The organism is Streptomyces sp. MJM8645, from assembly GCF_001625365.1.
Taxonomy (GTDB): domain Bacteria; phylum Actinomycetota; class Actinomycetes; order Streptomycetales; family Streptomycetaceae; genus Kitasatospora.
This window is the reverse complement of the sequence record NZ_LJJF01000002.1, coordinates 764,824-791,188: the sequence shown is the minus strand read 5'-3', so window position 1 is coordinate 791,188 and position 26,365 is coordinate 764,824. Positions and strand designations below refer to the sequence as shown.

Below are 26,365 nucleotides of genomic sequence, written 5' to 3'. Positions count from 1 at the left end.
CGCCGCCCCTCGCCCGGGGGGTGGCGCACCGGGAAGGTCCTGGTCATCCCGTCCATCCGGTGTGGTGCAGCCAGTCCTCGAAGGTCATCACGTCGGGGTGCAGGCGGCGCAGGAGGCCGATGTCCCGGTCTCGGGCGTAGAGGTCACGGTCGGCGAAGAACCGGAACATCGCCGCGTAGTCGTGGCTGAAGCCGGGGACGGCGGTGCGCAGGTCGTCGTGCGGCATCGGGAGGTAGGTGCTGGGGGTGCCCGTGACCTGGGCGAAGGTGGCGGCGATCTCGTCGCCGGTGAGGCTGTCGCCGATCACCGCGAGGTCGCGGGCGCCCCAGGACTGCCAGTTGTCGAACATGTGGCAGGCGAACCAGGCGATGTCGTCGAGGGCGACGAGCGGGTAGTGGGCGGCGCCGAGGGGGAGCCTGAAGACCAGGCCGCCCCTGCCGTCCGGCCGGGGGGCGAGTCGGTCCCGCAGGTTCTCGAAGTACGGCGCCGTGGTCAGCACCGAGACGTGGTCCGTGTACCAGCCGTCGGTCTCCTTGCGGAGCATCTCCTCCGACCGCATCAGGCCGATGTGGGCGGCGACGGCGGCCTTGCTGTCGAAATGCGGGACGGGGTGGCCGGTCAGGGACACCGCGCTGTCCAACGAGGACCAGATGAAGCGCTCCACGCCGGCCCGCTCGGCGGCGGCCAGCAAGTGCAGCCCCTGCCGGTACTCACCCACCGCGCTGCCCGTCGCGAAGAAGTCGGTGTTGGCGAACACGTGGTCCGCCTGCCCGATCAGGACCTCGAGCGCCGCCGGGTCGGAGCGGACCAGTCGCACGCGGTCCGGCGCGGTGGCGGCGAGTCCGGTGGCGCGGGCGGACTCCGGGTGGCGGGTGGGGACGGTGACGGTGGCGTCGGTGGTGGCCAGCAGGTGGCGGACCACGTGGCTGCCCATGGCTCCGGTGCCGCCGACGACGAGGACGTGGGTCATGGCGTTCCTCCCTGGTGTGTCAGGACGTGTTCGGCCAGCTGGGCGTGGGTGGCGACCCAGACGTCGCCGGACTCGCGGATGTGATCGAGGACCTGGCCGACCATGCCCGCGAGGAGCGGTCGGCCTCCGACGTGGGCGTGGACGGTCAGGTGGAAGACGCCCGGGCCGGGGGCGGCGAGCAGCTGGTTCAGCAGCTCACGGTGAAGGTCGCGGTAGGCGTACGGGCCGGCCGCGGCGTCGCGGACGTCGGAGTGGTCGCTGTGCATGAGGGAGACCAGAGGACCGTGAACGGTGGACAGGACCTGCGGGAGGTCGTGGTCGCCGTGGTCCCCGGTCCAGCGGTAGCCGGCCTCGGCGAGCAGGTCGACCGTGTGCCGCGAACCGGTGGCGCGCGGGCTCATCCACCCCGTCGGGCGAACACCGGTGACCCGGCGAAGGATGTCGGTGCAGCGAAGGACGTTGGCCCGCTCGGCATCGACGTCGAGCAGCGCGGGCACCACGTCCTGGGCCCAGGAGTGTGCGGCGATCTCGTGACCCGCCTCGTGCACGGCCTCGACGGTCTCGGGGTGCCGCTCGGCCACCAGTCCACTGACGCCGACGGTGGCGGGCAGGTCACCCAGGACGTCGAGCAGCCGCCAGATGCCGGTGGTGACGCCGTAGTCCGCCCAGGAGGTGCTGTGCGTGTCGTCGATGCCGGACAGCGGCCACGCCGCGGCCATCGGCGCGTAGGCGGGCCAGTGCCCTGGTGACCACAGCTCCAGCGCGACGGTGACCAGTGCGACGACCTTCCGCCCGCCCGGCCATTCGGTCTCTGCCCTCATACGGCTCCCCTGCTCCCCTGACCGATGGCTCGATGGCTCGATGGCTTCCGCAGTGGACGCTAGTGAGGCGGTAGGTACCTCCGGGTTCCCGGCGGCGGGCTACCGTCGGGTCATGCGTGAGTACTCCGGCAGTGTCTTCCTCGCCGACTGCCCGGCTCGGCTGGCGATCGAGATCATCGCCGACAAGTGGGCGGTGGCCGTGCTGTTCGCGTTGAGCCGGGAACCGTGCAGACACGGCGAGCTGGTCGACCTGATCGGCGGGATCTCGCGGAAGGTGCTGACCCAGACGCTGCGCCGCCTGCAGGGGTACGGCCTGGTCGACCGCCACGCCGAGTCCGGGAAGGTCGAGTACGTGCTGACGGACCTGGGCCGGACGCTGGTGAAGCCGATCGCCGTGCTGACTCAGTGGGCTCACGAGCACGGCGCGGCCGTGGTGGAATTCCAGGAGTCCCGAGCGGACTGAGCGCACTGACGGTGTCTCGGCCGGGAGGAGCGCGTCGCGAAGCCGGGTGCGGACCACCGTGATGTGACGCACGAACCCTTGACCGGATCTTTTCCGTATCGCCATGATGGGCCGTCAAGTTGTGACTCCGCCGCTGGGGGAAGTCCGGTTCGAATCCGGCGCTGACCCGCAACGGTAGGCCGCCGACTCCACGCCGGTGGCGAGCCCGAGTACCCGGCGGCGGAGGTGTGTCGTCCCCTCCTCCCGTCGTGGTCTGCGGGCCGGAGCTCCGAGGGCTGCCCCGGCTGTGGCCGATGTCCTCCGGGCCCCTGCGTGCGGGCCCGGAAAGGCCCACCGTGTCCCTGGTCCGACGCCCCCTGCGCCTCTTCGCGATACCCGCGCTCGCCCTCGCCACCGTCCTCCCGGCGGCCGCTGCCGCCCAGGCCGCGCCTGCTGGCGCGACCTCGTCCTCGATGATCCGCCCCGACGCCGCCGCCGGCGGCTGGCTGGCCCGCCAGCTCGTCGACGGCGACCACTTCGAGTCCGTCTTCAACGGCACCGCCTACCCCGACCAGGGCCTGACCATCGACGCCGTGCTGGCCTTCGCCGCCTCGCACAGCTCCGACCAGGCCGCCGCGAAGGCCACCGCCTGGCTGGCCAAGCCCGAGATCATCACCGGCTACCTCGGCGACGGCACCACCGAGGCCTACGCGGGCGCGACCGCCAAGCTGCTGCTCGCCGTCGAGGTGCGCGGCGGGAACCCGACGGCCTTCGGCGGCGTCGACCTGCCCGCCCGGCTGCGCTCCCTCCAGACCGCCGACGGCCGGTTCTCCGACCGCTCGCAGTGGGGCGACTACAGCAACGCCTTCGGCCAGTCCCTGGCCCTGATCGCCCTGCACCGCACGGCCGGCGGCGCCCCGGCGGCCGCCGTCGACTTCCTCGCCGACAGCCAGTGCGCGGACGGCGGTTACCCGGTCTCCTTCGGCCAGGCCACCTGCGCCAGCGACCCGGACGCCACCGCGCTCGCCGCCCAGGCCCTCGCCGCGACCGGCCGCACCGCCAAGGCCAACGCCGGGCTCGGCTGGCTGACCGCCCACCAGAACGCCGACGGCGGCTTCGCGGCCGTCGGGGCCGCCGCGTCCAACGCCAACACCACCGGCCTCGCCACGCAGGCACTGCTCGCCGGCGGACGCTTCGGGGCCGGCCTCAAGGGCTGGAGCAGCCTGGTCAAGCTCCAGCAGGGCTGCGCCACGGACCCGGGCGTGCGCGGGGCGGTCGCCTACGACGCGACCGGCTTCAACCCGGCCACCGGCGCCCGGGCCACCGCGCAGGCCGTCCTCGGCCTGGCCGGCACCCCGCTGGCCACCCTCTCCGCCACCGGTGCCCGCCCGGACGCGCCCGTGCCGGCCTGCCCGGCGACCACCCACTGACCACCCGCTGACCCCGAGAGGAGAGCTCCGATGACCGACACCCTGGCGCCCGCGCGCCCGGCCCGCCGCACCCTCGGCTCGATCGCCGCCGCCGCTGCCCTCACCACCGGCCTGCTCGGCGCCTCCGCCGTCCAAGCCCCGCAGGCGCAGGCCGCCGCCTGCGACGGCACCACCGGCGTCACCGTTGTGGTCGACTTCACCGCCGTCGGCGGCGGTATCCAGACCGGCTGCGCACCCGGCGACCCGGCCAGCGGCCTGGCCGCGCTGACCGGCGCCGGGTTCGCGTACACCTTCCACCCGCGCTACCCGGGCTTCGTCTGCACCATCAACGCCCTGCCGACGACCTGCACCAACCCCACCGGCAGCGCCTACTGGTCGTACTGGCACGCCCAGCACGGCGGCCCCTGGTCGTACAGCAACCTCGGCGCGGGCAGCTACAACCCGGCACCCGGCGACGTCGAGGGCTGGTCCTTCGGCGCCGGCGCCCAGCCGGGCGTCACCGCACCCTGACCCCCGGCGGCACCCCGGTGCCCCGGCCCCTCCGGAAGGGGGGGCCGGGGCACCGGCGGTGCAGGGTTCAGACGGCGCGGGACGTTCGGCGCCGCTGGGCGAGCGAAGGGGCGAATGCCAGGTCGGCGGATCACCGCTACCTGGTCCAGGGCATTTCCGTCGACCCGGTGGGCCGGTACCAGGTGATGCCCCACTCCGCGCCCCAGTCCTTGCCGGTCCAGTCGTAGGCGGGTGTCCAGAGCGGCCGGGCCGGTTGAGGTCCCCACTCCTCCGGGTCCGGGCGCACCAGCAACTCGTCCTCATGGGCGTAGCCGCCGGTGAGTACGGTCGCCACGAACTCCGCGAAGCCGCCGTCGAAACGGTCGAGCGCACCGTCGTCGACGCCACCGAAGTCGCAGAAGACGGCCACCGGCCACTGCTCCGGGTCCGGGCCGTCGGTCAGCCAGCAGCAGTAGTTGTGGTTGCTGTTCATGCCCCAGGGCAGCAGCCCGCCCGGGTCCGGGAACACAGGGGTGCGCTCCTGGTCCCAGAACTCGTCCTCGCCCTCGACCTGCCCCCGGAACTCGGTGTCGGTCTCGAAACGCCACCCCGCCAGGCCGCCCGGCGAACCGGCTCCGTGGGAGCGCTCCGTCGGCGACCGCACACCCCACTCGCCGTTCAGGTTCACCGCACCGTACAGGTCGACGAACGCCCGGTAGTCCGACGGCAGTTGGACCCCTAGCTCGGCCGGTGCCAGCTCCCACGGCACCCGCGCCGGGGTGTACACCGGCTCGCCCATGATCGCCCGCAGTCGGTCCCATGCCTCGGTCATTACCTGACCCCTCTCCGGCCGCCCGTCGTCAGAAGCTGCACTTTAGGCGACGGCTCCGACGGACCACTGACCCGACCGGAAAACCGTCGGCTGGCAGGGCCCGCTCGATCTCGACGGTTCGAACGGGCGGACTGGATGATCACTCGTCCGAGCGTTTCCGGGACGGCGGTTCGGCTGTTGCGTGATCCTGAACTCGGATAAGAGGTAGGGGACTTGAGGAGAATTGCCCTGACCGGCAGGGGCGCCGGGACGTGCGAGCGGCCCCGCGCACCGGAGTCGGTGTGCGGGGCCGCTGTGGGACATCGGGTGGTTCAGCAGTGGGGCAGGCTGGGAACGTTGTGGAACATCGCCGCGCCGTCCACGCTCGTCCCCGGCGTCCAGGACGACCGGGACCTTCGGATCAGTTGCCGTAGCGGAGCGAGACGGTGTCGCCGAGGTGGACGGTGGTGGCCCGGGTGGCGGTAGTGGCGGTGGTGCCGTCCAGGGTGACCTTCCAGGTGGAGGAGCCGCTGTTGGCGGTGCCGTTGATCGCGGTGACGGCGCCGGTGCCGGAGGACGGGGTGACGGCGGTGACGCAGCCGGCGGGGGTCGCGGATGCGGCGGAGTCGAGGACGTCGCCGAGGGGCGCGGTGGTGCCGGTCGGGGTGAGGGTGACGGCGCAGACCTTGAGCGCGCCGGTGCCGTCGTCGATGACCAGCGCGAGCTTGGCGGCGGTGCCGGGGACGAAGGTGGTGGCGGCGGCCCAGGCGGGCTCGCCGGCGGTGGTCGGGGCCGGCGGGGTGGCGGTGAAGCCGGCGCCGGCGACGGCGCGCAGGCCGTCGACGGAGGCGTAGGGGGAGGGGGTGGTGTCGGTGGGCAGGTACTTGAAGCCGCCGCCGGGCTTGAACTGCTGGGCGATCAGGAAGTCGACGGGGCTCTTGCCGGTGCCGCTGGTGAAGTCGGCGCCCTGGGGGTTGATGCCGCAGGCGTTGAGGCCGGAGACGGCCCAGCCGTTGGAGTCGGTGTTGACGCCGAACATGGCGTTGAAGGCGCCGGAGGCGGTGAGCTTGCCCTTGAGGAAGTTCTTGGCGGCGACGATCGCCGGGTCGGTGGCGGGGACGCCCCCGGTGCAGAGCGAGGCCATGGCGGCGCCGGTCATGTCGATGTCGCTGCCCTGGGCGAGGGCGTTCGGGTCGCCCGCGGCCTTGCTGAAGTTCCAGCCGCCGTCGTTGTGCTGGTTGGCGCGCACCGCCGTGACGGAGGCGTCGAGCAGCGGCTGCGGGACGCGGGGGCTGCCGGCCGGGGTCTTGGCGCCAGCGAGGGCGAGGAGGCCGAAGACGGTGCCGTTGAAGTTGGCGGACGGGCCGTAGTAGCCGGGTTCGGCGGTCTGCCAGTAGGCGGCGAGGTCGGCGACGAGGTTGCGGCCCGGGCCGACCCGGGCGGGGTCGATGCCGGCGGCGTAGGCGTTGAGGATGCCGCGCTCGTAGTCTGTGACGACCGGCGAGGTGCTCGGCCAGCCGGGGGCGGCGAGCTGGTTGCGGTACACCAGGCGGGCGTTCTTGGTGGGGTCGCCGCCGGGGGTGACGTCGGCGGCGGCCGTGCCGGCGGCCGCGAGTGCGCTGAACGCCCACTCGTTGGAGAGCCCGCCGCCGGTGACGTAGCTGCCGTCGGCGGCCTGGAGCGACTTCAGGTAGGTGACGCCGGTGCTCTTCGAGGTGGCTATCTGGGTCGGGCTGGCCGTCGCGTGGGCGGGGACGGCGGAGAGCAGGAGTGCGCCGGCCGTCAGGGCGACGGTGATGGCGGAGGCGGCGGAGGCAGCGCGGGAGGGGGTGGTCCGAGAGGGGGTGGTCCGCGAGGGGGCGAGGAGGGACACGGGACAGGCTCCTTGGGGTGGCGGGCGCCGACCCTGCCCCGGAGTTCCGGCGTCCGTTGGAGGGCGCGCGACTGCCGGAGCGGTCGCCGCCCGGATCGCGTGGGCCGGCTTTCGCCATGGTGCGTGGCCGGGCGGGCATTCGGGCTCAGGGCGGCACGATGGCCACCCCACACCGCTGCGCGTCAGCCCCGGATTCGCACCGGGTTCCCCCGCTCGGCCACCGCGGACGCTACCGCACGGCGCACCGGCCGACGAGGTGATGTGATCGATATGACGACCCGTTGACTCCCGTTCGACCGCCGTGGTCTGATGAACCGATTTTTTGCCCTCGGCATTCAGGGGAAGCCGGTCCAACTCCGGCGCTGACCCGCAACCGTGGACCCACCTGTGGTGGGTGAGCCGGAATGCCTGGACCGGGGGCCTGTTCACAGAGCACTTGCGTCGTCGCGGACTACGACGCGGTCCGGACGGTCCCTGCCCAGGAGGCCGTCGGCTGCGCCGTTGCGTCCTGCGTCGACCGACCAGGGAGTCGTCGTGAGGGTCAGCAGCAGTCGCACACGTCACAGGAACCGGGACCTCGCCTCCGTGGTGGTCGCCGGTGCTGTCGCGGTCGCCGCCTGCGGAAGCGTCCTGTTCGGGCGCCCCGGCACCGCGGCCGCCGACCCGATCGAGCAGTGCACGGCGACGACGGGCGCGATCGTCGCCGTCGACTTCACCCACTGGGGCGGCGGCGTCGTCCGGGGCTGCGACGCCCACCCCACGACCGGGATGAACCTGCTGCACGCCGCCGGCTTCACCACCGCCGGAACCGAGCACGACGGGCCCGCCTTCATCTGCCGCCTCGGAACCGGGACCTTCAACAGCGGCACCCAGTACCCGACGCCGGCCGAGGAACCCTGCGTCAACACCCCGCAGGCCACCGCGTACTGGTCGTACTGGATCGCCGAACCCGGCCAACAGGCCTGGTCCTACAGCCGGTTCGGCGCCGGGACGCAGAAGCCCAAGCCCGGCGAGGTCGAGGCCTGGGTGTACGGCGGCACCGACATCGGCGGTACCAGCGGGGCACCGGGCTTCACACCGGACTCCGTGAGAGCGAAGAGCGGTGGTTCGTCGGCTTCGCCGTCCGCCTCGCCGTCGCCCTCGGCGAGCCCGAGTCCGACCCTGAGCCCGACCCCGACTCCGACCGGGCCGACCTCGACCGGGCCGTCCGCCACCGGTGACCCGGCGGCCGCCGCGGCCTGGCTGGCCCGCCAACTCGTCGGCGGCGACCACATGGAGAACTGGGCCGTCGAGGGGCCGGACTACCCCCGGACCGCCCTCACCGCCATCGCCCTCGCCGCCGCCGGCACGCAGGACCCGGCGCTGCGCAGGACGACCGCCTTCCTCGCCGCCCACACCGACGCCTTCCTGCACCCCGACGGACCGGCCGGCCGGCCCGATGTGAGGGCCGCCGCGCTGCTGGCCCTCGTCGCCGAGAGCACCGGCAGCGATCCCCGGGCCTTCGGCGGCCGGGACCTGATCGCGGCGCTCACCGGCCACGTCTGCACGGCGGCGGGGGAGAACGGCAAGTGCACCGCCGCCGGGGACTTCCTCGGCGCGGCCTCGCCCTGGGTCCAGTCCCTCGGCGTCATCGCCCTCCAGCGCGCCGGCGTCACGCCACCCGCCCCGGCGCTCGCCCGCTTCACGGCGCTCCAGTGCGCCGACGGCGGGGTGGCCGGATCGATGATCGTCGCCGGCGAGCACTGCGAGTCCGACCCGCTCACCACCGGCCTCGCGGTCCTCGCCCTGCGTACGGCCCCCGGGTACGAGACGGCGGCGAAGAAGGCTTCGGACCAGCTCGCGGCCGGACAGCAGGCCGACGGATCCCTGCTCCCGTACCTCGGCGCCCCCGGCGACACCATCAGCACCGCGAGCGCGGCCCAGGCGTTCGAGGCCACCGGACAGGACACCCGCCGGGCCGCCGCCACGGCCTGGCTCGCCGCCCGGCAGGGTGCGGACGGCGGCTTCGGCCCCGACGCGTCGACCACCGACCCGGACCCGGCCGCCACCGAGCAGGCGATCCTGGCCCTGACCGGCACCGACCTCACCAGCGTCCGGCACAACCCGGACGCCGGCACGCCGCCGACGACGCCCGCCACCACGAAGCCTGCCGGAAGAACCCCCGACGCCGCCAAGGGCAGCGTCTACCTCACCGACCCGTCCCGCCTGATCAACGGCCGCTACTACGAGGGCTTCCCGGCCTTCGCCGACTTCGGTCTCACCATCGACGGCGCCTACGCCCTCGCGGCCACCGGCACCGACGACGCCGCGCTGCGCAGGATCGTCGACTTCCTGGACCAGCCGGGCAAGGACGCCAGTGAGCGCACCGTCAACGACTGGACCGGCATCGGCACCGAGTACGCAGGCGGCGGCTCGATCGGAAAGGAGGCGCTGCTCGCCGAGGCGGTCGGCCGCAACCCGCGCGCCTTCGGCGGCCACGACCTGATCGCCGCCCTGGCCGCCCTCGTGTGTACCAAGGCCGACCAGAGCACCGGCTGCGCGGCGCCCGGCAACTACACCTACGCCACCTCGGTGTTCTCCCAGGCGCTCGGCATCATGGCCCAGCTCCGGGCCGGGGACTCGACGAACGCCGCTCCCGCGATCGCCTACCTGAAGGGCCTCCAGCACCAGGACGGCTCCTGGCCGAGCCTGATCCCCGCCACCGGTGACTCCGACGTGGACAGCACGGCGATGGCCGTCATGGCCCTCGCCCTCGTGCCGGGGGACGAGGCCGCGCGGGCCGTCGACCAGGGCCTCGGCTGGCTCGCCGCGCGGCAGTTGCCCGACGGCGGCTTCCCGGGAGCGGCCGGCGACTCGACCAACTCGGCCGCGCTCGCCATCCAGGGCATGACGCTGCGCCAGGCCTCGTACGGCGCCCAGATCGCCAAGGCGCGCGACTTCCTGGCGGGTCAGCAGAACGGCGACGGCGGGTTCAACGTCGCCTCCGCCGGGCAGCCGGGATCGGACGTCCGCGCGTCCACGCAGGTGCTCGGCGGTGCCACCGGGATCTCGTTCGGCACGCTGTTCCGGGACCTCGGGGGAACGTCGACGCCGACTCCGACTTCCACCGGGACGGCGACCCCGACGGGTACGCCGACCGGCACGCCCACTGGTACTCCCACGGGCACGCCGACCGATACCCCGACCGGCACGCCCACGAACACATCCACGAACACGCCCACGGGCACGGGCACGCCGAGCCCGACGGGCTCTCCCGCCACGGCTGGTCCCTCGGACACCGCCGTTCCCTCGACCGGCGACGGTTCGGCCACCTGGTCGGCCGGTGGCATCGACGCTCCGGCCGGTGGCGGTGGCGCACCCGTCGCCGTCGCCCCCGCCGGTGGCGTGCCGGCGCAGACCGGTTCCGGCAGCCTGGCCGGGACCGGAACCCAGGCCCTGATGTTGACGGCGGGTGCGGGTGTGCTGACCGCGCTCGGCGCGGCGGCCGTCCTCGTCGCCCGGCGCCGCGCCGCGGCCGCCCCGGGGCGTCACCGGTGAGCCGGGGACTCGGCGGTCGGCTCGGCGGGCGGCTCGGCCGGCTGTCCGGGGCGGCGGCCCTGACCTTCGCCCTCGCGTTCGGCGGCGTCGCCGTGGGCACCGCCACGGCGTCCGCGGCGCCGCTGCCGATCGACCAGTGCACCACCACCTCCGGCGTGGTGCTCGCCGTGGACTTCAGCAAGTGGGGCGGCCCGCTGCTGCGCTCCTGCGGGACCACGCCGACCACCGGCTTCACCCTGCTCAACCAGGGCGGCTGGAAGACCACCGGGACCGGGCACGACGGTCCGGCGTTCATCTGCCGGATCGGCTACAGCGGCTTCCAGGGCGGCAAGCAGTTCCCGGCCCCGGACCAGGAGAAGTGCGTCCTGACGCCCCCGGCCACGGCCTACTGGTCGTACTGGCACGCCGATCCGGGCCAGAACGAGTGGTCCTACAGCCAGCTCGGGGCGATGAGCTACCAGCCGAAGCCCGGCAGCGTCGACCTCTGGATCTTCGGTGGTACCAACATCGAGGGCACCGAGGGGCGGCCGGGCTTCTCCCCGGACAGCGTTCGTGCGCACAACTCCAGCCCCGGCGGGCAGCCCGCCGACCCCGGCCAGAGCACCACGGGCGGCTCGGGCGGCGGCTCCAGCGGTTCCGGCGGCGGGTCGACGGGCGGCACGGGTACGACCGGCGGCAGCGGCAGCGGCAGCGGCAACGGCTCCGGTTCGAGCGGCGCCACCGGCACCACCGGCGCCACCGGAAACGCAGGCAGCACCGGCAGCAGCGGCGGAACCGCCGGCACCAGCGGCGCCGGCACGACCGGTGGCACCGGATCGGGCCGGCCCCCGGCCCCCGCCAAGCCCCCGACGGGCGGAGCCCGTCCGCCCGCGCCCGCCACCACCCCGGGGCCCGGCGCCGCCGCCACCCCCGAGGACGGCATCACTCCGCCCGGAGCGCCTGCGCCGACGCCCGTGCCCGCCACCCCGGTGCCGGTCGATCCGTCCACCGCGCCGCCGACGGACGCCCCGAGCGATCAGCCGACCCCGCAGACGGTCGAGGCCGCGGCCGCGCCGACGTCCACCCCCGCCGTGCCCGGCGGCGTGGTGGACGCCAATCCGGTGGCCGATGCCCCGCACGACTCCGGGTCGATGGCCCCCGCCGTCATCGCGACCGCCCTCGTGGGGGCGCTGGGCGCGGCCACCGTGGTCGTCGCGCACCGCCGCCGCCGACGGGCCGAGTGATCCGGTGACCAAGCCCGACGAACCCGGCGCCGTCCCCCCGAAGCCCGACCCGAAGCCGAAGCCCGACCCGAAGCCCAACCCCAACCCGAAGCCCACCCCCCGACGGGACGCCGGGAGCCGGCGCAGCCCCCGGAACCTGCACCCGCTGGCCTGGTGGACCTGGGCGCTCGCCCTGGCGACGGCGGCCAGCCGCACCACCAACCCGCTGCTGCTCCTGCTCGTCCTCGCCGTGCTCGGCTACGTGGTCACCGCCCGCCGGACCGAGGCCCCGTGGGCCCGCGGGTTCACCTACTACCTGTGGCTGGCCCTGACCGTGGTGGCGATCCGGGTGGTGTTCCGGTGCGTCTTCGCCACCGGCATCACCCCGCACGACCACCTGCTCTTCTCGCTCCCGCACCTCCCCACGCCCGCCTGGTACGCGGGCATTCAGATCGGCGGGCCGGTTTCCCTGGAGGCGACCCTCTCCGCCGCCTTCGACGGGCTGCGCCTGGCCTGCCTGATCTGCTGCATCGGCGCCGCCAACACCCTCGCCAACCCCAAGCGCGCCCTGCGCGTGCTGCCCGGCGCCCTGTACGAGCTGGGCGTCGCCGTGACGGTGTCGCTGAGCGTCGCGCCGCAGCTGGTACAGAGCGTCCAACGTGTCGCCCGGGCAAGGCGGTTGCGGGCCGGGCAGCGGAAGGGCGTCCGCGCGCTGCGCAGCATCGTCGTCCCGGTGCTGGAGGACGCGCTGGAGCGTTCGCTGCACCTGGCCGCCGCGATGGACTCGCGCGGTTACGGCCGCTCCGGCACCGCGACCCGCCGCTCCCGCGGCGTCACCGGCGCCCTGATGCTGCTCGGCATGTGCGGCCTGTGCGCCGGGGTGTACGGGCTCCTGGACGGAACCGCCCCCGCTGCCCTGGGGCTTCCGGCCTTCCTCGCGGGCGCCCTGCTCTGTGTGGCGGGGCTGGTCCTCGGCGGCCGGCGCGTGCGGCGCACCACCTACCGGCCGGACCGCTGGCGGGCCGCCGAGTGGGCCGTCGCGGGCTGCGGGGTGACCGCCGCCGTTCTGCTGTTCGCCACCGTCGGCTACGCCGCCACCGACCTCAACCCCTCGCTCTACCCGCTCAGTTGGCCGAGCCTGCCGCTCGTCCCGGTGCTCGCCCTGCTGCTGGCCGGCGCCGCCGGGGTGATCGCGCCGCCACCGGGCCGTACCCCGGAGCCCGACACCGGGGCCCGCCGCACCGGCACCGACCGCACGACCCCCGAGGTGAGCACGTGATCCGATTCGACCAGGTCGGCGTGGTGTACGACGGCGAGACCACCCCCGTCCTGCGCGACGTCGACCTGCACATCCCGGAGGGCGAGCTCTGCCTGGTGGTCGGCCGCACCGGCGTCGGCAAGTCGACCCTGCTCGGCGCCGTCAACGGCCTCGTGCCGCACTTCACCGGCGGCACCCTGCGAGGCAGGGTCACCGTGGACGGCCGGGACACCGCGCACCACCCGCCGCGCGAACTGGCCGACGTGGTGGGCGTGGTGGGGCAGGACCCGCTGGCCGGCTTCACCACCGACACGGTGGAGGAGGAACTCGCCTACGTCATGGAGCAGTTGGCCGTCCCGCCGGAGGTGATGCGCAAGCGCGTCGAGGAGACCCTCGACCTGCTCGGCCTCGCCGACCTGCGCCACCGCGCCCTGCACGAGCTCTCCGGCGGCCAGCAGCAGCGCGTCGCCATCGGCTCGGTGCTCACCGCGCACCCGCGCGTCCTGGTCCTGGACGAACCGACCTCGGCGCTCGACCCGACCGCCGCCGAGGAGGTGCTCGCGGCCATCACCCGCCTGGTCCACGACCTGGGTGTCACCGTCCTGCTCGCCGAGCACCGCCTGGAGCGGGTCGTCCAGTACGCCGACCGCGTCGCCTACCTGCCCGGCGACGGGACGGTCGTGCACGGGCCGCCCGCCGAGGTCTTCCGGCACACCGCGATCGCGCCGCCCGTCGTCGGCCTCGGCCGGCTGGCCGGGTGGCGGCCGCTGCCGCTCTCCGTCCGGGACGCCCGCCGCGCCGCCGCCCCGCTGCGGGAGCGGCTCACCGACGTGCCCGTTCCTCCGCCGCGCCGGGCAGCGGTGGCGGGGGAGCGGGTGCTGGACGCCCGGGGGGTGGTCGTCCGGTACGGGCCGGTCACCGCCGTCCGGGAGGTCGGGCTGGAGCTGCGGGCCGGCGAGGTCACCGCGCTGATGGGGCGCAACGGCTCGGGCAAGTCCTCGCTCCTGTGGGCCCTCCAGGGCTCCGGCCCCCGGCAGGGCGGCAGCGTGCGGGTCCTCGGCGCCGACGGCGGGCCGGCCGCGGACCCCAAGCGGCTCTCCGCGACCAGGGCCCGGCAGCTCGTCGGGCTCGTCCCGCAGACCCCGACCGACCTGCTGTACCTGGAGACGGTCGCCCAGGAACTCGCCCAGAGCGACCTGGAGGCCCGCAGCGCCGCCGGCCCGACCGCAGCTGGCCCGACCGCCACCGGCCAGACCGCAGCAAGCCCGACTACAGCAGGCCCGACCGCGCGCCAGATCCTCGACCGGCTCGCCCCCGGGATCCCCGACGGCACCCACCCCCGGGACCTCTCCGAGGGCCAGAAGCTGGCCCTGGTCCTTGCGATCCAACTGGCCGCCGCGCCAAGGGTGGTGCTGCTGGACGAACCCACCCGAGGGCTCGACTACCACGCGAAGGAGGCGCTCACCGGCATCGTCGACGCCCTCGCCGCCGAAGGCCGTACGGTCGTCGTCTCCACCCACGACGTCGAGTTCGTCGCCGCCGCCGCCGACCGGGTGGTGGTGATGGCCGAGGGCGAGATCGTCGCCGACGGCCCCACCGCCGAGGTCATCGTCGCCTCGCCCACCTTCGCCCCCCAGACCGCCAAGATCCTCGCCCCGCTGCCCTACCTGACCACCCGGCAGGTGGCCGCCGCCCTCGCGCCCGCGCAGGCCGCCCGGTGAGCGCCGTCCGGATCCCCGGCCGGGCCCGCGTCGTCGCGGCCCTGGCCGCCTTCATCGGCCTGGTCGCCTTCACCTGGCCGTTCGTCGTCGCCCCCGGGAAGTTCGGCTCCTCCTACGCCCCGCCGCTGATCTTCGGCGCCCTGCTGATCCTGGTGCTCGCCGTCGTCATCGCCGAGATCGCGGCCGGCGGCATCGACGCCAAGGCCCTCGCCATGCTCGGCGTCCTGTCCGCCGTCAACGCCGGGCTGCGCCCGCTCGGCGCCGGCACCGCCGGGGTGGAGACGGTCTTCTTCCTCCTCGTCCTGGCCGGCCGGGTCTTCGGCCCGGGCTTCGGCTTCACTCTCGGCTGCACCTCGCTGTTCGCCTCCGCGCTGCTCACCGGCGGCGTCGGCCCCTGGATGCCGTACCAGATGTTCGGCTGCGCGTTCGTCGGCATGCTCGCCGGGCTCCTGCCGAGAACCCGACGGCGGCGCTGGGAGGTGTCGATGCTGGCCGCGTACGGGGCGTTCTCCGGGTACCTCTTCGGTTTCCTCCTCAACCTCTCCTTCTGGCCGTTCTCCACCGACCCGAACAGTTCCATCGCCTACCTGCCGGGGCTGCCCTTCACCGAGCAGTGGCACCGCTACCTGCTCTTCGACCTCGCCACCTCGCTCGGCTGGGACACCGGTCGGGCCGTCACCACCTTCACCGCCGTGCTCGTCGTCGGCCCGGCCGTCCTCACCGTCTTCCGCCGCGCGGCCCGCCGCGCCAACTTCGAGCCCACGGTGCGCTTCGAAGCCCCGGACGGTCGACGAGTCACCGCGAACGGCACGGCCATCGGCTCCGCGAACGGCTCCGCGAGCGGCGAGGGAGTCTCACCATGCGGACGGCTTCCGTGAATTCCGCGTCGGCCCCGGCGGTTTGCCCCTAAGCTGACGACGCAGCTGGTTCGTCCTGCCCGCCAGGCAGGACGTCGCAAGAGGGAACCCGGTGGGAATCCGGGACTGCCCCGCAGCGGTGAGTGGGAACGACCGCCGTCATACGCACTGGACCCGGGACGGGTCTGGGAAGCGATGGCCAGTAGGTACCGGACGCCAACAGGCCCGGTGCGCCCACGAGTCCGAAGACCTGCCCGTTGCCCGCCCGCGGACCGTTCCGCGTGCGGATATCCCGGTGACCTCGTGGGCGGGTCGGCGACCATACCAGGCGGATCGGGCACGCGCATCGACGTGAGCCGCCGCCCGGTTCGTCATCCCTTCGCGCTCTCGTCCCGTCCCCGGGCACTTGAGGAGCCAGACTCGCGAAGGAGAGTCCCTTGACCACGAAGTCCGCAGCCGCGGCAACCAGGGCCACCGTGTACGGCTACCCCCGGCAGGGCCAGGGCCGGGAGCTGAAGAAGGCCGTCGAGGGCTACTGGAAGGGCACGGTCACCGCCGACGCCCTGCAGGAGACGGCGGTCGGCCTGCGCCGGAAGAACTGGGCGCAGCTCGCCGGGGCCGGTGTCCTGGAAGTGCCCACCGGCGACTTCTCGTTCTACGACCACGTACTGGACACCACGGTCGCCGTCGGCGCGATCCCGCCCCGGCACCGGGATGCGGTCGAAATCGACGCGCTGGACGGCTACTTCGCCATGGCGCGCGGCACCCAGGAGGTCGCGCCGCTGGAGATGACCAAGTGGTTCGACACCAACTACCACTACCTGGTGCCCGAACTCGGCCCGGACACCGTCTTCACCGCGAACCCGGCCAAGGCCGTCGGGGAGTTCCGGGAGGCGCTGGCGCTCGGCCACACCGCGCGCCCCGTGCTCGTCGGCCCCCTCACCTACCTGCTGCTCGCCAAGCCCGCCCCCGGTGTCGCCGAGGACTTCCAGCCGATCACCCTGCTGGACCGGCTGCTGCCCGTCTACGCGCAGCTGCTGGCGGACCTGAAGGCGGCCGGCGCCGCGTGGGTGCAGCTGGACGAGCCCGCGCTGGTGCAGGACCGCACCCCGGCCGAGCTGAACGCCGCAGCCCGCGCCTACCGTGAGCTGGGCGGCCTGGCGGACCGTCCGAAGCTGCTGGTCGCGAGCTACTTCGACCGCCTGGGCGAGGCCCTTCCGGTGCTGGCCAAGGCCCCGGTCGAGGGCCTGGCGCTGGACTTCACGGGGCCCGCCGCGGCGAACCTTGACGACCTGGCCGCCGTCGGCGGGCTGCCCGGCAAGCGGCTGGTCGCCGGGGTGGTCGACGGCCGCAACATCTGGATCAACGACCTGGAGAAGTCGCTGGCCACCCTGGCGACCCTGCTGGGCCTGGCCGAGCGGGTCGACGTCGCCCCGTCCTGCTCCCTCCTGCACGTGCCGCTGGACGCCGCCGCCGAACGCGACGTCGACCCGCAGATCCTGCGCTGGCTCGCCTTCGCCCAGCAGAAGGCCAGGGAGGTGGCGCTGCTGGCCCGGGGCCTGCGCGAGGGCACGGGGGCGATCGCCGCCGACCTGGCCGCAAACCGCGCCGACCTCGCCTCGCGCGCCAACTCGCCCATCACCCACGACCCGGCGGTGCGCGCCCGCACCGCCGCCGTCACCGACGCGGATGCACGCCGCGCCCAGGCCTACCCGCAGCGGGCCGAGGCCCAGCGCGCCCGGCTCGGCCTGCCGCTGCTGCCGACCACCACCATCGGCTCGTTCCCGCAGACCTCCGAACTGCGGGTCGCCCGGGCCGACCTCACGGCGGGCCGGATCGACGCGGCGGCCTACCGGGAGCGGATGGAGACCGAGGTCCGGGAGGTCATCGCCTTCCAGGAGAAGGCCGGACTGGACGTCCTGGTGCACGGCGAGCCCGAGCGCAACGACATGGTCCAGTACTTCGCCGAACAGCTCACCGGCTACCTCGCCACCCGGCACGGCTGGGTGCAGTCCTACGGCACCCGGTACGTGCGCCCGCCGGTCCTGGCCGGGGACATCTCCCGCCCGCACCCGATGACCGTCGACTGGTTCCGCTACGCGCAGGGCCTCACCGACCGCCCGGTCAAGGGCATGCTCACCGGCCCCGTCACGATGCTCGCCTGGTCCTTCGTCCGAGACGACCAGCCGCTCGGCGACACCGCGCGGCAAGTCGCCCTCGCCCTGCGCGACGAGGTCACCGACCTGGAGGCCGCCGGAGCCGCCGTCGTCCAGGTCGACGAGCCGGCCCTGCGCGAGACCCTGCCGCTGCGCGCCGCCGACCGCCCGGCGTACCTGGCGTGGGCCACCGAGTCCTTCCGCCTGGCCACCTCGGGCGTCCGCGCCGACACCCAGGTCCACACCCACATGTGCTACGCCGAGTTCGGCGCGATCATGACGGCGATCGACGAACTCGACGCGGACGTCATCTCGCTGGAGGCCACCCGCTCGCACATGGAGGTCGCCGGAGAACTCGCCGGGGCCGGCTACCCGCGCGAGGTCGGCCCGGGCGTCTGGGACATCCACTCCCCGCGCGTCCCCAGCACCGAGGAGGCCGTGGAACTGCTGCGCGCGGGCCTGGCCGCCATCCCCGCCGAGCGGCTCTGGGTCAACCCCGACTGCGGCCTGAAGACCCGCGGCTGGACGGAGACCCGCGCCTCGCTCGACAGCCTCGTCGGCGCCGCCCGCCGCCTGCGCGCGGAGCTGGCCGGCTGACCCGCCGGTGACGCGACCCGGCCGGGCCCCGCACGCCGTGCGGCGCCCGGCCGGGTCGGGCCGCTTCCCCGACGGCGGCCCGGCCGGTTTCACCCGGACCCGGGAAGCCCGAGGTTCTGGTAGATCTCCGTCGTCACCGTGGAGAAGTTCATGGTCATGAAATGCAGCCCGGGAACTCCCTCGGAGAGCAGGCGCCGGCACATTCCGGTGGCGTGATCGATACCGATCGCCCGGACGGCCTTCGGGTTGTCCTGCTGCTTCAGCATGCTTTCGGAAAGCCCATCGGGAATGGCGGCGGTGGTCAGTGTCGGAATCCTCCGAAGTGACCGGATGCTGGTCACCGGCATGATCTCCGGAATGACCGGAACGGTGCAGCCGGCCGATTCCAGTCGATCCCGGAAACGGAGGTAGCTGTCCACGTCGAAGAACATCTGGGTGATGGCGTAGTCGGCTCCTGCCCGGCACTTATCGATGAAGTGCCTGATCTCGAAATCCCAGTCGGGGGACCTCGGGTGCAGGTCGGGGAACGCGGCCACGCCGACGCAGAAGTCGCCGGACTCCTTGATCAGCCGCACCAGGTCGGCGGCGTACTCCACCCCGTCGGGGTGGCGGTGCCAGGTGCCCAGCGGATCGCCCGGCGGGTCGCCGCGCAGCGCCAGGATGTTGCGAACCCCCTGGTCGGCGTAGTGGCCGAGGATGTTCCGCAGTTCGGCGACGCTGTGGCCGACCGCGGTCAGGTGGGCGGTCGGCGTGAGGGTGGTCTCCTGCGCGATGCGGCCGGTGACGTTCACCGTCCGCTCCCGTGTCGACCCGCCGGCGCCGTAGGTCACCGAGACGAAGGTGGGGGACAGCGCTTCCAGGCGCCGGATCGCATTCCACAGGCCGACCTCCGCTTCGGCGCTCCGGGGCGGCATGAATTCGAAGGAAGAGGAAAGCCTGCCGGTCGCGAGGAGTTCGCGGATGGAGGTCGCCCGATCCGTGCGCGTGGAGGGAATTCCGAGTGTCATGGCAGGAGGTTAACCAGCCGGGCTATCGATAGTCCTCAGGTGTCCACTCTGTGATACGAATCATCTCGGGGGTGCGAGTTGGGGGACAGGTTGGGCGGGCGGCACAATGGGGGCATGAAAAGACCTTCGCAGGTATTGTCGGGGCTGCCCGAATGGGACCGGTGCGCGGTGATGGGAGTCGTGAACGTGACCCCCGACTCGTTCTCGGACGGCGGCCGCTGGCTGGACCCGGGGCGCGCGGTGGACCGAGGACTGCTGCTGGCCGAACAGGGCGCCGACATCGTGGACGTCGGCGGCGAGTCGACCCGGCCGGGAGCGACCAGGGTGTCCGAGGAGGAGGAACTGCGCCGGGTCCTGCCGGTGGTGCGCTCGCTCACCGACAAGGGCGTCCTGGTCAGCATCGACACGATGCGGGCCCGGGTCGCCGAAGCGGCGGTGGAAGCCGGCGCCCGGATCATCAACGACGTCAGCGGGGGCCGGGCCGACGCGGGCATGATCGGCGCCGCGGCCAGGGCCGGAGTGCCCTTCGTCGTCATGCACTGGCGCGGGCAGTCCGCCCGCATGGACGAACTGGCCGCGTACGAGGACGTCGCGGCCGAGGTGATCCGTGAGGTCGCACGGCAGATGGACACGGTGGTGGCGGCCGGGGTCGACCCCTCCCAGGTCATCGTGGACCCGGGCCTCGGCTTCGCCAAACGCCGACAGGACGACTGGGCGCTGCTGGCATCGCTGGACGCCTGGCGCGTGCTGGGGCGCCCGCTCCTGGTGGCGGCCTCGCGCAAGCGGTTCCTGGGCGAGCTGCTGGCCGACCCGCGGACGGGCGAGGCCCGTCCGGCCCGTGAACGCGACGCGGCCACCGCGGCGGCCAGCGTCCTGGCCGCCGCGCAGGGCGCGTGGGCGGTGCGGGTGCACGAGGTCCGGGACACGGCCGACGCCGTCCGGGTCGAGGCCGCGATCCGAACCAACCGGGTCTGAGAGAGGAAGTACGCGCCATGCCACGTCCGACCGGGCGGAAGGTCTACGCCCACGCCAAGCTGCGCCGACTGCGCCGCGAGCACGGCATGAACCAGGTCGAGCTGGCACGCGAGCTCGGCATCTCGACCAGCTACCTCAACCAGATCGAGCACAGCCAGCGCCCGCTGACCGCCGCCGTGCTGCTGCGGATCGCCGAGGTGCTCGGGGTCGACCCGGAGTTCTTCTCCGAGGCCGAGGAGGAACGCCTCGGCACCGACCTGCGCACCGCGCTCGCGGACGAGGCCTGCGGCGAAGCCGTGCCGACGGAGGAGATCGCGGAGGTGAGCCGGGACCACCCGGAGGTGGCGCGGGCCCTGGTCGCGCTGCACCGCGGCTACCGGGAGGCGCTCGCGCGCGTCGTCGACCTCGGTGAGCCCGGTACCGGGGCGGGCATCCGCCCGGCCGAACCCCATGACGAGGTCAGGGACTTCTTCTACACCCACCACAACCACATCGCCGCCCTGGACGAGGTGGCGGAGCGGACCGCGCAGTGCCTGGCGGCGACGACCGCGGGCCGCATCGCCGCCGCGCTGGCCGCCCGCCTCGGCGAGCGGCACGGGGTGCGGGTGCTGGACGCCGACCGTCAGCGGCCCGACCACCAGCGATCCGACCAGCGGCGGCCCGGAGACCTGCGGTCCGGAGACCTGCGGTCCGGCGATCTGCGGCGCTACGACCCGGCGGCCGGCACGCTGCGGCTCTCGCCGTGGCTGGCCGACGGTCAGCGCGCCTTCCAACTCGCCACCCAACTGGCCCTGCTGGAGCACCGGCCGCTGCTCGACACGCTCGTGGCGGCGGCCGGGCCCGGCCTCACCTCACCCCAGGCCGCCGACCTGGCCAGGATCGGCCTGGCCAACTACTTCGCCGGCGCCCTGCTGATGCCGTACACCGCCTTCCACGCCGCCGCCGAGGAACTGCGCTACGACATCGACTTGCTCGGCGCCCGCTTCGGGGTCGGGTTCGAGACGGTCTGCCACCGGCTGAGCACCCTCCAGCGCCCGGGCCGGCGCGGGGTCCCGTTCTCCTTCCTGCGCGCCGACCGGGCGGGCAACATCTCCAAGCGCCAGTCCGCGACGGACTTCCACTTCTCCCGCCTCGGTGGCACCTGCCCGCTCTGGACGGTCTACGAGGCGTTCTCCGCACCCGGCCGGATCCTGACCCAGGTCGCCGAGATGCCCGACGGGAAGCGCTACTTCTGGATCGCCCGCACCGTCTCCCACGGCGGTTTCGGCCACCGCGCGCCGCGCAGCGAGTTCGCCGTCGCGCTCGGTTGCGAGCTGCGCCACGCGCACCGCCTCGTCTACGCCGAGGGCGTCGCGCTCGACGCTGCGGGAGCGGCCGCCCCGATCGGGCTGGGCTGCCGGATCTGCGAGCGCCGCGACTGCGCCCAGCGCGCCCGCCCGCCGGCGGGCGGGCGCCTGGCGGTCGAGCCGGACCGCCGCAGCCGCGTCCCCTACGCCGTGTTCGGTGACAGCCCCGGCACCGGGCGCTGGCCGGGGCCGTCGTAGCGGGCGAGCGGGCGGATCAGCGAGTTGTGGGCGAGCTGTTCGGTGATGTGGGCGGTCCAGCCGGTGATGCGGCTCAGCACGAAGAGGGGTGTGAAGACGGGGGTGTCGAAGCCCATCAGGTGGTAGGCGAGGCCGGCGGGGTAGTCGAGGTTGGGGTGGATGCCCTTGCGTTCCAGCATCGCCGCGCGCAGTGCGGCGTGCAGGGCGGCCAGTCGGGCCGTCCCGGGGTCGGCGCTGCGGGCGATCAGGTCGTCCAGGGCGGCCTGCATGATCGGGACGCGGGAGTCGCCGTGCTGGTAGACGCGGTGGCCGAAGCCCATGATCTTCCGCTTGGCGGCGAGTGCCTCGTCGAGCCACTGCGCGGCCCGGGCGGGGTCGCCGATCTCCTCCAGCATGTGCATCACGGCCTCGTTGGCGCCGCCGTGCAGGGGGCCCTTGAGCGCGCCGATCGCGGCGGTGACGGCGCTGTAGAGGTCGGAGAGGGTGGAGGTGACGACGCGGGCGGTGAAGGTGGAGGCGTTGAAGCTGTGCTCGGCGTACAGCACGAGGGAGATCTCGAAGCAGCGGGCCACCTCGGGGGCGGGCACCGCGCCGAAGCACATGTGGAAGAAGTTCTCCGCACAGCCGAGCCCGGGGTCCGGCGGGATGGGCGCCAGGCCCTGGCGGCGGCGCTGGTCGGCGGCGACGACGGTGGGCAGTTTCGCCAGCAGGGTGAGGGACTTGACGAGGTTGGGCGCGGGGCGGCCGTCGTCCTCGGTGGGGTCCTCGGCGCCGAAGAAGCTCACGGCGGTGCGCAGCACGTCCATCGGGTGGCAGGTCTCGGGCAGTTTGGCGAGCAGTTCGGCGGTGGTGCGGTCGAGCGGGCGCAGGGCGGCCTCGCGGGCCCGGAACTCCCGCAGCTGTCCGGGGTCGGGCAGTTCGCCGTGCCACAGCAGGTACGCGACCTCCTCGAAGGAGCGCTGGGCGGCGAGGTCCTGGACGGGGTAGCCGCGGTAGGTGAGGGAGTTGGTCTCCTGGATGACGGTGGAGATCCCGGTGGTGTCGACGACGACTCCGGCGAGTCCGCGGTGGATCCCGGGTGCGGTGGTGGGCATGGCTGGTCTCCGATGCGGGGTCAGGCGCCGGGCGGGAGGGTGAAGTCGAAGACGGCGGTGTCGAAGGCCGCGTACTGCTCGTAGCCGAGGAGTTCGTACAGCCGGGAGCGGGTCTGCATGCGCGGCAGCAGCGACTCCTGGGTGCCCTCGGCGGCGAGGGTGCGCAGGCCGTCCTCGACCGCGCCCATGGCCAGGCGCAGCAGGGTGACGGGGTAGAGCGCGATCTCGTACCCGAGGTCCTGGAGGGTGCGGGCGTCGAGCAGTGGGGACTTGCCGAACTCGGTCATGTTGGCGAGCAGCGGGACGTCGACGGCCTTGCGGAAGGCCTCGAACTCGGCCTCGTCGGCGAGGGCTTCGGGGAAGATCGCGTCGGCTCCGGCGTCGACGTAGGCCTTGGCTCGGTCGATCGCGGCGCGCAGTCCTTCGACGGAGCGGGCGTCGGTGCGGGCCATCAGCAGGAAGTCGGGGTCGCGGCGGGCGTCGACGGCGGCGCGCAGGCGGCGGGTCATGTCCTCGCGGGGGACGACCGCCTTGCCGTCGAGGTGGCCGCAGCGCTTGGGGTTGACCTGGTCCTCCAGGTGCAGGCCGGCGAGGCCGGCGTCCTCCATCAGCTGGACGGTGCGGGCGGCGTTCATGGGTTCGCCGAAGCCGGTGTCGGCGTCGATCAGGACGGGCAGGTCGGTGGCCCGGGTGGTCTGCTGGGCGCGGGCGGCGACTTCGGTGGCGGTGGTGAGGCCGATGTCGGGCAGGCCGAGGTCGGCGGCGAGGACGGCGCCGGAGAGGTAGGCGGCCTCGAAGCCGAGGTCCTGGATGAGCCGGGCGGAGAGCGGGTTGAGCGCGCCGGGCATCGTCAACAGCCGCCCGGTGGCGAGGCGTTCGCGCAGGGCGCGGCGGCGCTGGGCGGGGGTGGTGCGGGTGTGCAGCATCAGAACAGGCCCTTCGGGAGGAGCGCGTCGAACGCGCGCACGGCCTCGGTGTCGACGGCGGGGAAGAGCCGGTCGAGGCCGAAGGCGTCCAAGTCTGCGAGATCGGCGGCGGCTGACAGGAAGCGGTCCTGGTCGGCGGGGGAGACGACGCCCTCGGCCAGGGTGCGGAACTTCCGCTCGTACGCGGGCCGGTCGAAGGGGCGCGCGCCGGCGGGGTGGGCGTCCGCCACGCCCAGCTCGTCCTCGATCACCGTGCCGTCGTCCAGGGTGATCACCACGCGCCCGCCGAAGGCCCGCCGGGCCGGGTCGGGGTCGTGGTAGCGGGCGGTCCACTCCGGGTCCTCGACCGTGGTGATCTTCTGCCAGAGCGTGACGGTCTCCGGGCGTTGGGCCCGTTCGGGGGCGTAGGAGCGCTCGTGGTGCCAGGCGCCGTCCTCCAGCGCGACGGCGAGGATGTACGGGATGGAGTGGTCGAGGGTCTCCCGGCTCGCGGTCGGGTCGTACTTCTGCGGGTCGCCCGAGCCGGAGCCGATGACGTGGTGGGTGTGGTGGCTGGTGTGCAGGACGACCGAGCGCACCTTCTCCAGCGGGCCGGCCTTCTCGCGCAGCCGCCGGGCCAGGTCGATGATCGCCTGGGCCTGGTACTCGGCGGAGTGCTCCTTGGTGTAGGTGTCCAGGATCGCCCGCCTCGGCTCGCCGGGCGCGGGCAGCAGCACGGTGTAGTCGGACTGCGGGCCGTCGAGCAGCCAGGCGAGGAAGCCGTCCTCGCCCTCGTAGACGGGGGACGGGGAGGTCTCACCGCGCATCGCCCGGTCCACCGCCTCGATCGCGGCCTTGCCGGCGAAGGCGGGGGCGAAGGCCTTCCAGCTGGAGATCTCGCCCTTGCGGGACTGCCGGGTGGCCGTCGTGGTGTGCACGGCCTGCTGCACCGCCTGGTACACGGTCGCGGTCGGCAGCCGCAGCAGTGCTCCGAGCCCGCAGGCGGTGGCCGCGCTCAGGTGCGCGACGTGGTCGATCCGGTGGGCGTGCAGGCAGATGCCGCGCACCAGCGCGACGTGGACCTCGTAGGCGGCGACGATGCCGCGCAGCAGGTCGGCCCCGCTGCGGCCGGTGTGCTGGGCGACGGCTAGCAGCGGCGGGATGTTGTCGCCGGGGTGGGAGTAGTCGGCGGCGAGGTAGGTGTCGTGGAAGTCCAGTTCGCGCACCGCCGTGCCGTTGGCCCAGGCCGCCCACTCCGGCGAGACCCGGGTCGGGCTGCCGAACACCCGGGCGCCCGGTGCGCCGCGGTGGGCGAGCGCCTGGGCGCGGGCCACTGCCACGGGCCGGCGCAGCAGCGACGCGACGGCCACCGCCGCGTTGTCGATCACCCGGTTGACGGCCATGCTCACGCCGGCCGGGTCCAGCTCCTCGGTGCCGGTGCCGGTGCCGGTGCCGGTGCCGGTGCCAGTGCCGGTGGCGACGGCGGCGAGCTTCCAGGCGAGCTGCTCCTCACGCGGCAGCCGGTCGGCACTGGGGTGGACGCGGACGTGGTGCTCGATCACGGGACTCCTCGGGGGCGTTCGACGGCTCTCGGGCTTGCATGATCGAGCCTGCTCGTCGGACGGCCGATGATCCAGCACGCCAATCGGTGGAATCCGTACGGCGGATTCCTGTGAACCTGCGAAACCTGCGAACGTCGCTGGGGGGAACCGGTTCCCCGCAGCGGCCCGGAACAGCGCAGCGCCCCGGAGAACGCGCGGGTGGCGCGTTCTCCGGGGCGCTGGGCGTAGCGGGCGCCGAGGGGCCGTCAGGTCGAGGGGTGTGCGTGGAACCCGCGTCCGCTCTTGCGGCCGAGCAGGCCCGCCTCGACCATGCGGGAGAGCAGGGGCGGCGGCGCGTAGAGCGGCTCCTTGTACTCGTCGTACATGGACTCGGCGATGGCCTGCACGGTGTCCAGGCCGATGAGGTCGGCGAGTTGGAGCGGGCCCATGGGGTGGGCGCAGCCGTGGACCATGCCGGCGTCGATGTCCTCGGGGCTGGCGTGGCCGGCCTCGGCCATCCGGACGGCGGAGAGCAGGTAGGGCACCAGCAGGGCGTTGACGACGAAGCCGGCCCGGTCGCGGGAGCGGATGACGTGCTTGCCGAGGGTGTCCCGGGTGAAGGCCTCCACCCGGTCGAGGACGGTCGGGGCGGTGTGCAGCGAGGCGACCAGTTCGACGAGCGGCATGACGGGGGCGGGGTTGAAGAAGTGCAGGCCGAGGACGTGGGAGGCGCGGTCGGTGGTGATGCCGAGGCGGGTGACCGGGATGGCGGAGGTGTTGGTGGCCAGGACGGCGTCGTCGGCGACGAGCACCTTGTCCAGGGTGCCGAGCACCTCGGTCTTGACCCGTTCGTCCTCGACAACGGCCTCGACGACGAGCTGGCGGTCGGCGAGCGCTTCCAGGTCGTCGGCGAACAGCAGGTGGGCCCAGGCGTCCGTGCGCTGCTGCTCGTTGATCCGGCCGCGGTCGACGGCGCGGTGCAGCGAACGGTCGATCCGGGCCCGGGCGGCGCGCAGGGCGCCTCGGCCGGCCTCGCAGACGACGGTGTCCAGGCCGGCGCGGGCGAAGACCTCGGCGATGCCGGAGCCCATCTGCCCGGCGCCGACGACCGCGACTCGGCGGATGTCGTTCATGG

Annotated in this window: 19 protein-coding genes, 1 pseudogene and 4 riboswitches; of the genes and pseudogenes, 11 read left to right on the top strand and 9 right to left on the bottom strand. The window is 73.8% G+C overall.

Annotation, left to right across the window (positions count from 1 at the left end; translation table 11 throughout):
• Positions 1-43: 43 nt before the first annotated feature.
• Positions 44-970 (bottom strand): NmrA family NAD(P)-binding protein, encoded by a 927-nt coding sequence (locus A6F73_RS34115; RefSeq protein ID WP_063352229.1) that lies wholly within the window; start codon positions 968-970, stop codon positions 44-46.
• A complete protein-coding gene (locus A6F73_RS34110; protein ID WP_063352228.1) occupies positions 967-1,791 on the bottom strand; it encodes a polysaccharide deacetylase family protein in 825 nt (274 codons plus the stop codon). Before A6F73_RS34110 ends, A6F73_RS34115 begins: the two co-directional genes overlap by 4 nt.
• Positions 1,792-1,903: 112 nt before the next feature.
• Between A6F73_RS34110 and A6F73_RS34105 the strand changes: the two genes are divergently transcribed.
• From A6F73_RS34105 to A6F73_RS34095, 3 genes are all read left to right on the top strand, one after another.
• Positions 1,904-2,254, top strand: a complete 351-nt coding sequence (locus A6F73_RS34105; RefSeq protein WP_063352227.1) for a helix-turn-helix domain-containing protein — start codon at positions 1,904-1,906, stop codon at positions 2,252-2,254.
• A 95-nt stretch (positions 2,255-2,349) separates the two neighbouring features.
• Positions 2,350-2,490, top strand: a riboswitch (cobalamin riboswitch).
• Between the two features lie 99 nt (positions 2,491-2,589).
• On the top strand, positions 2,590-3,663 hold the full coding sequence (locus tag A6F73_RS34100) for a peptidase (protein WP_208869241.1): 1,074 nt from the start codon (positions 2,590-2,592) through the stop codon (positions 3,661-3,663).
• A gap of 30 nt (positions 3,664-3,693) precedes the next feature.
• A complete protein-coding gene (locus tag A6F73_RS34095) occupies positions 3,694-4,173 on the top strand; it encodes a hypothetical protein (RefSeq protein ID WP_063352226.1) in 480 nt (159 codons plus the stop codon).
• Between the two features lie 136 nt (positions 4,174-4,309).
• On the opposite strand, the gene A6F73_RS34090 is transcribed toward A6F73_RS34095, so the two are convergent.
• The gene (locus A6F73_RS34090) at positions 4,310-4,984 is read right to left on the bottom strand and encodes an SMI1/KNR4 family protein (protein WP_063352225.1); all 675 of its coding nucleotides are present in this window, start codon (positions 4,982-4,984) and stop codon (positions 4,310-4,312) included.
• Between the two features lie 400 nt (positions 4,985-5,384).
• Positions 5,385-6,761, bottom strand: coding sequence for a hypothetical protein (locus A6F73_RS41940; protein WP_063352746.1), 1,377 nt, complete (start codon positions 6,759-6,761; stop codon positions 5,385-5,387).
• A 208-nt stretch (positions 6,762-6,969) separates the two neighbouring features.
• A riboswitch (cobalamin riboswitch) is annotated at positions 6,970-7,046 on the bottom strand.
• Between the two features lie 77 nt (positions 7,047-7,123).
• Positions 7,124-7,267: riboswitch (cobalamin riboswitch) on the top strand.
• A gap of 103 nt (positions 7,268-7,370) precedes the next feature.
• Between A6F73_RS41940 and A6F73_RS41015 the strand changes: the two genes are divergently transcribed.
• The 6 genes and pseudogenes from A6F73_RS41015 (at position 7,371) to metE (ending at position 18,164) form a co-directional block, all read left to right on the top strand.
• Complete coding sequence (locus tag A6F73_RS41015) at positions 7,371-10,373, top strand: prenyltransferase/squalene oxidase repeat-containing protein (RefSeq protein ID WP_159398687.1); 3,003 nt, start codon at positions 7,371-7,373, stop codon at positions 10,371-10,373.
• A gap of 92 nt (positions 10,374-10,465) precedes the next feature.
• Positions 10,466-10,945, top strand: a pseudogene (locus A6F73_RS34075) (hypothetical protein); the annotation flags it as partial.
• Positions 10,946-11,732: 787 nt separating this feature from the next.
• Positions 11,733-12,854, top strand: coding sequence for a CbiQ family ECF transporter T component (locus A6F73_RS34070; RefSeq protein ID WP_063352745.1), 1,122 nt, complete (start codon positions 11,733-11,735; stop codon positions 12,852-12,854).
• The gene (locus A6F73_RS34065; protein ID WP_063352223.1) at positions 12,851-14,554 is read left to right on the top strand and encodes an ABC transporter ATP-binding protein; all 1,704 of its coding nucleotides are present in this window, start codon (positions 12,851-12,853) and stop codon (positions 14,552-14,554) included. The genes A6F73_RS34070 and A6F73_RS34065 overlap by 4 nt, the downstream gene beginning before the upstream one ends.
• Entirely contained in the window at positions 14,551-15,432 is an 882-nt protein-coding gene (locus A6F73_RS34060; protein ID WP_063352222.1) for an ECF transporter S component, read from the top strand. Before A6F73_RS34065 ends, A6F73_RS34060 begins: the two co-directional genes overlap by 4 nt.
• Before the next feature lie 29 nt (positions 15,433-15,461).
• Positions 15,462-15,684, top strand: a riboswitch (cobalamin riboswitch).
• A gap of 164 nt (positions 15,685-15,848) precedes the next feature.
• Positions 15,849-18,164 (top strand): 5-methyltetrahydropteroyltriglutamate--homocysteine S-methyltransferase, encoded by a 2,316-nt coding sequence (gene metE, locus A6F73_RS34055; protein WP_063352221.1) that lies wholly within the window; start codon positions 15,849-15,851, stop codon positions 18,162-18,164.
• Positions 18,165-18,253: 89 nt separating this feature from the next.
• Here the strand turns inward: metE and metF are convergent, their stop codons facing one another.
• The gene (gene metF, locus A6F73_RS34050) at positions 18,254-19,171 is read right to left on the bottom strand and encodes a methylenetetrahydrofolate reductase [NAD(P)H] (RefSeq protein WP_063352220.1); all 918 of its coding nucleotides are present in this window, start codon (positions 19,169-19,171) and stop codon (positions 18,254-18,256) included.
• Between the two features lie 114 nt (positions 19,172-19,285).
• Between metF and folP the strand changes: the two genes are divergently transcribed.
• A complete protein-coding gene (gene folP, locus A6F73_RS34045) occupies positions 19,286-20,146 on the top strand; it encodes a dihydropteroate synthase (RefSeq protein WP_063352219.1) in 861 nt (286 codons plus the stop codon).
• Between the two features lie 17 nt (positions 20,147-20,163).
• Entirely contained in the window at positions 20,164-21,690 is a 1,527-nt protein-coding gene (locus A6F73_RS34040; protein WP_063352218.1) for a short-chain fatty acyl-CoA regulator family protein, read from the top strand.
• Here the strand turns inward: A6F73_RS34040 and A6F73_RS34035 are convergent.
• The 4 genes from A6F73_RS34035 to A6F73_RS34020 form a co-directional block, all read right to left on the bottom strand.
• Entirely contained in the window at positions 21,636-22,784 is a 1,149-nt protein-coding gene (locus tag A6F73_RS34035) for a bifunctional 2-methylcitrate synthase/citrate synthase (RefSeq protein WP_063352217.1), read from the bottom strand. The genes A6F73_RS34040 and A6F73_RS34035 overlap by 55 nt on opposite strands.
• A gap of 20 nt (positions 22,785-22,804) precedes the next feature.
• Complete coding sequence (gene prpB, locus A6F73_RS34030; protein WP_063352216.1) at positions 22,805-23,710, bottom strand: methylisocitrate lyase; 906 nt, start codon at positions 23,708-23,710, stop codon at positions 22,805-22,807.
• Positions 23,710-25,251, bottom strand: coding sequence for an MmgE/PrpD family protein (locus A6F73_RS34025; RefSeq protein ID WP_063352215.1), 1,542 nt, complete (start codon positions 25,249-25,251; stop codon positions 23,710-23,712). The genes prpB and A6F73_RS34025 overlap by 1 nt, the downstream gene beginning before the upstream one ends.
• A gap of 245 nt (positions 25,252-25,496) precedes the next feature.
• Positions 25,497-26,363, bottom strand: coding sequence for a 3-hydroxybutyryl-CoA dehydrogenase (locus tag A6F73_RS34020; RefSeq protein WP_063352214.1), 867 nt, complete (start codon positions 26,361-26,363; stop codon positions 25,497-25,499).
• Positions 26,364-26,365: the final 2 nt, after the last annotated feature.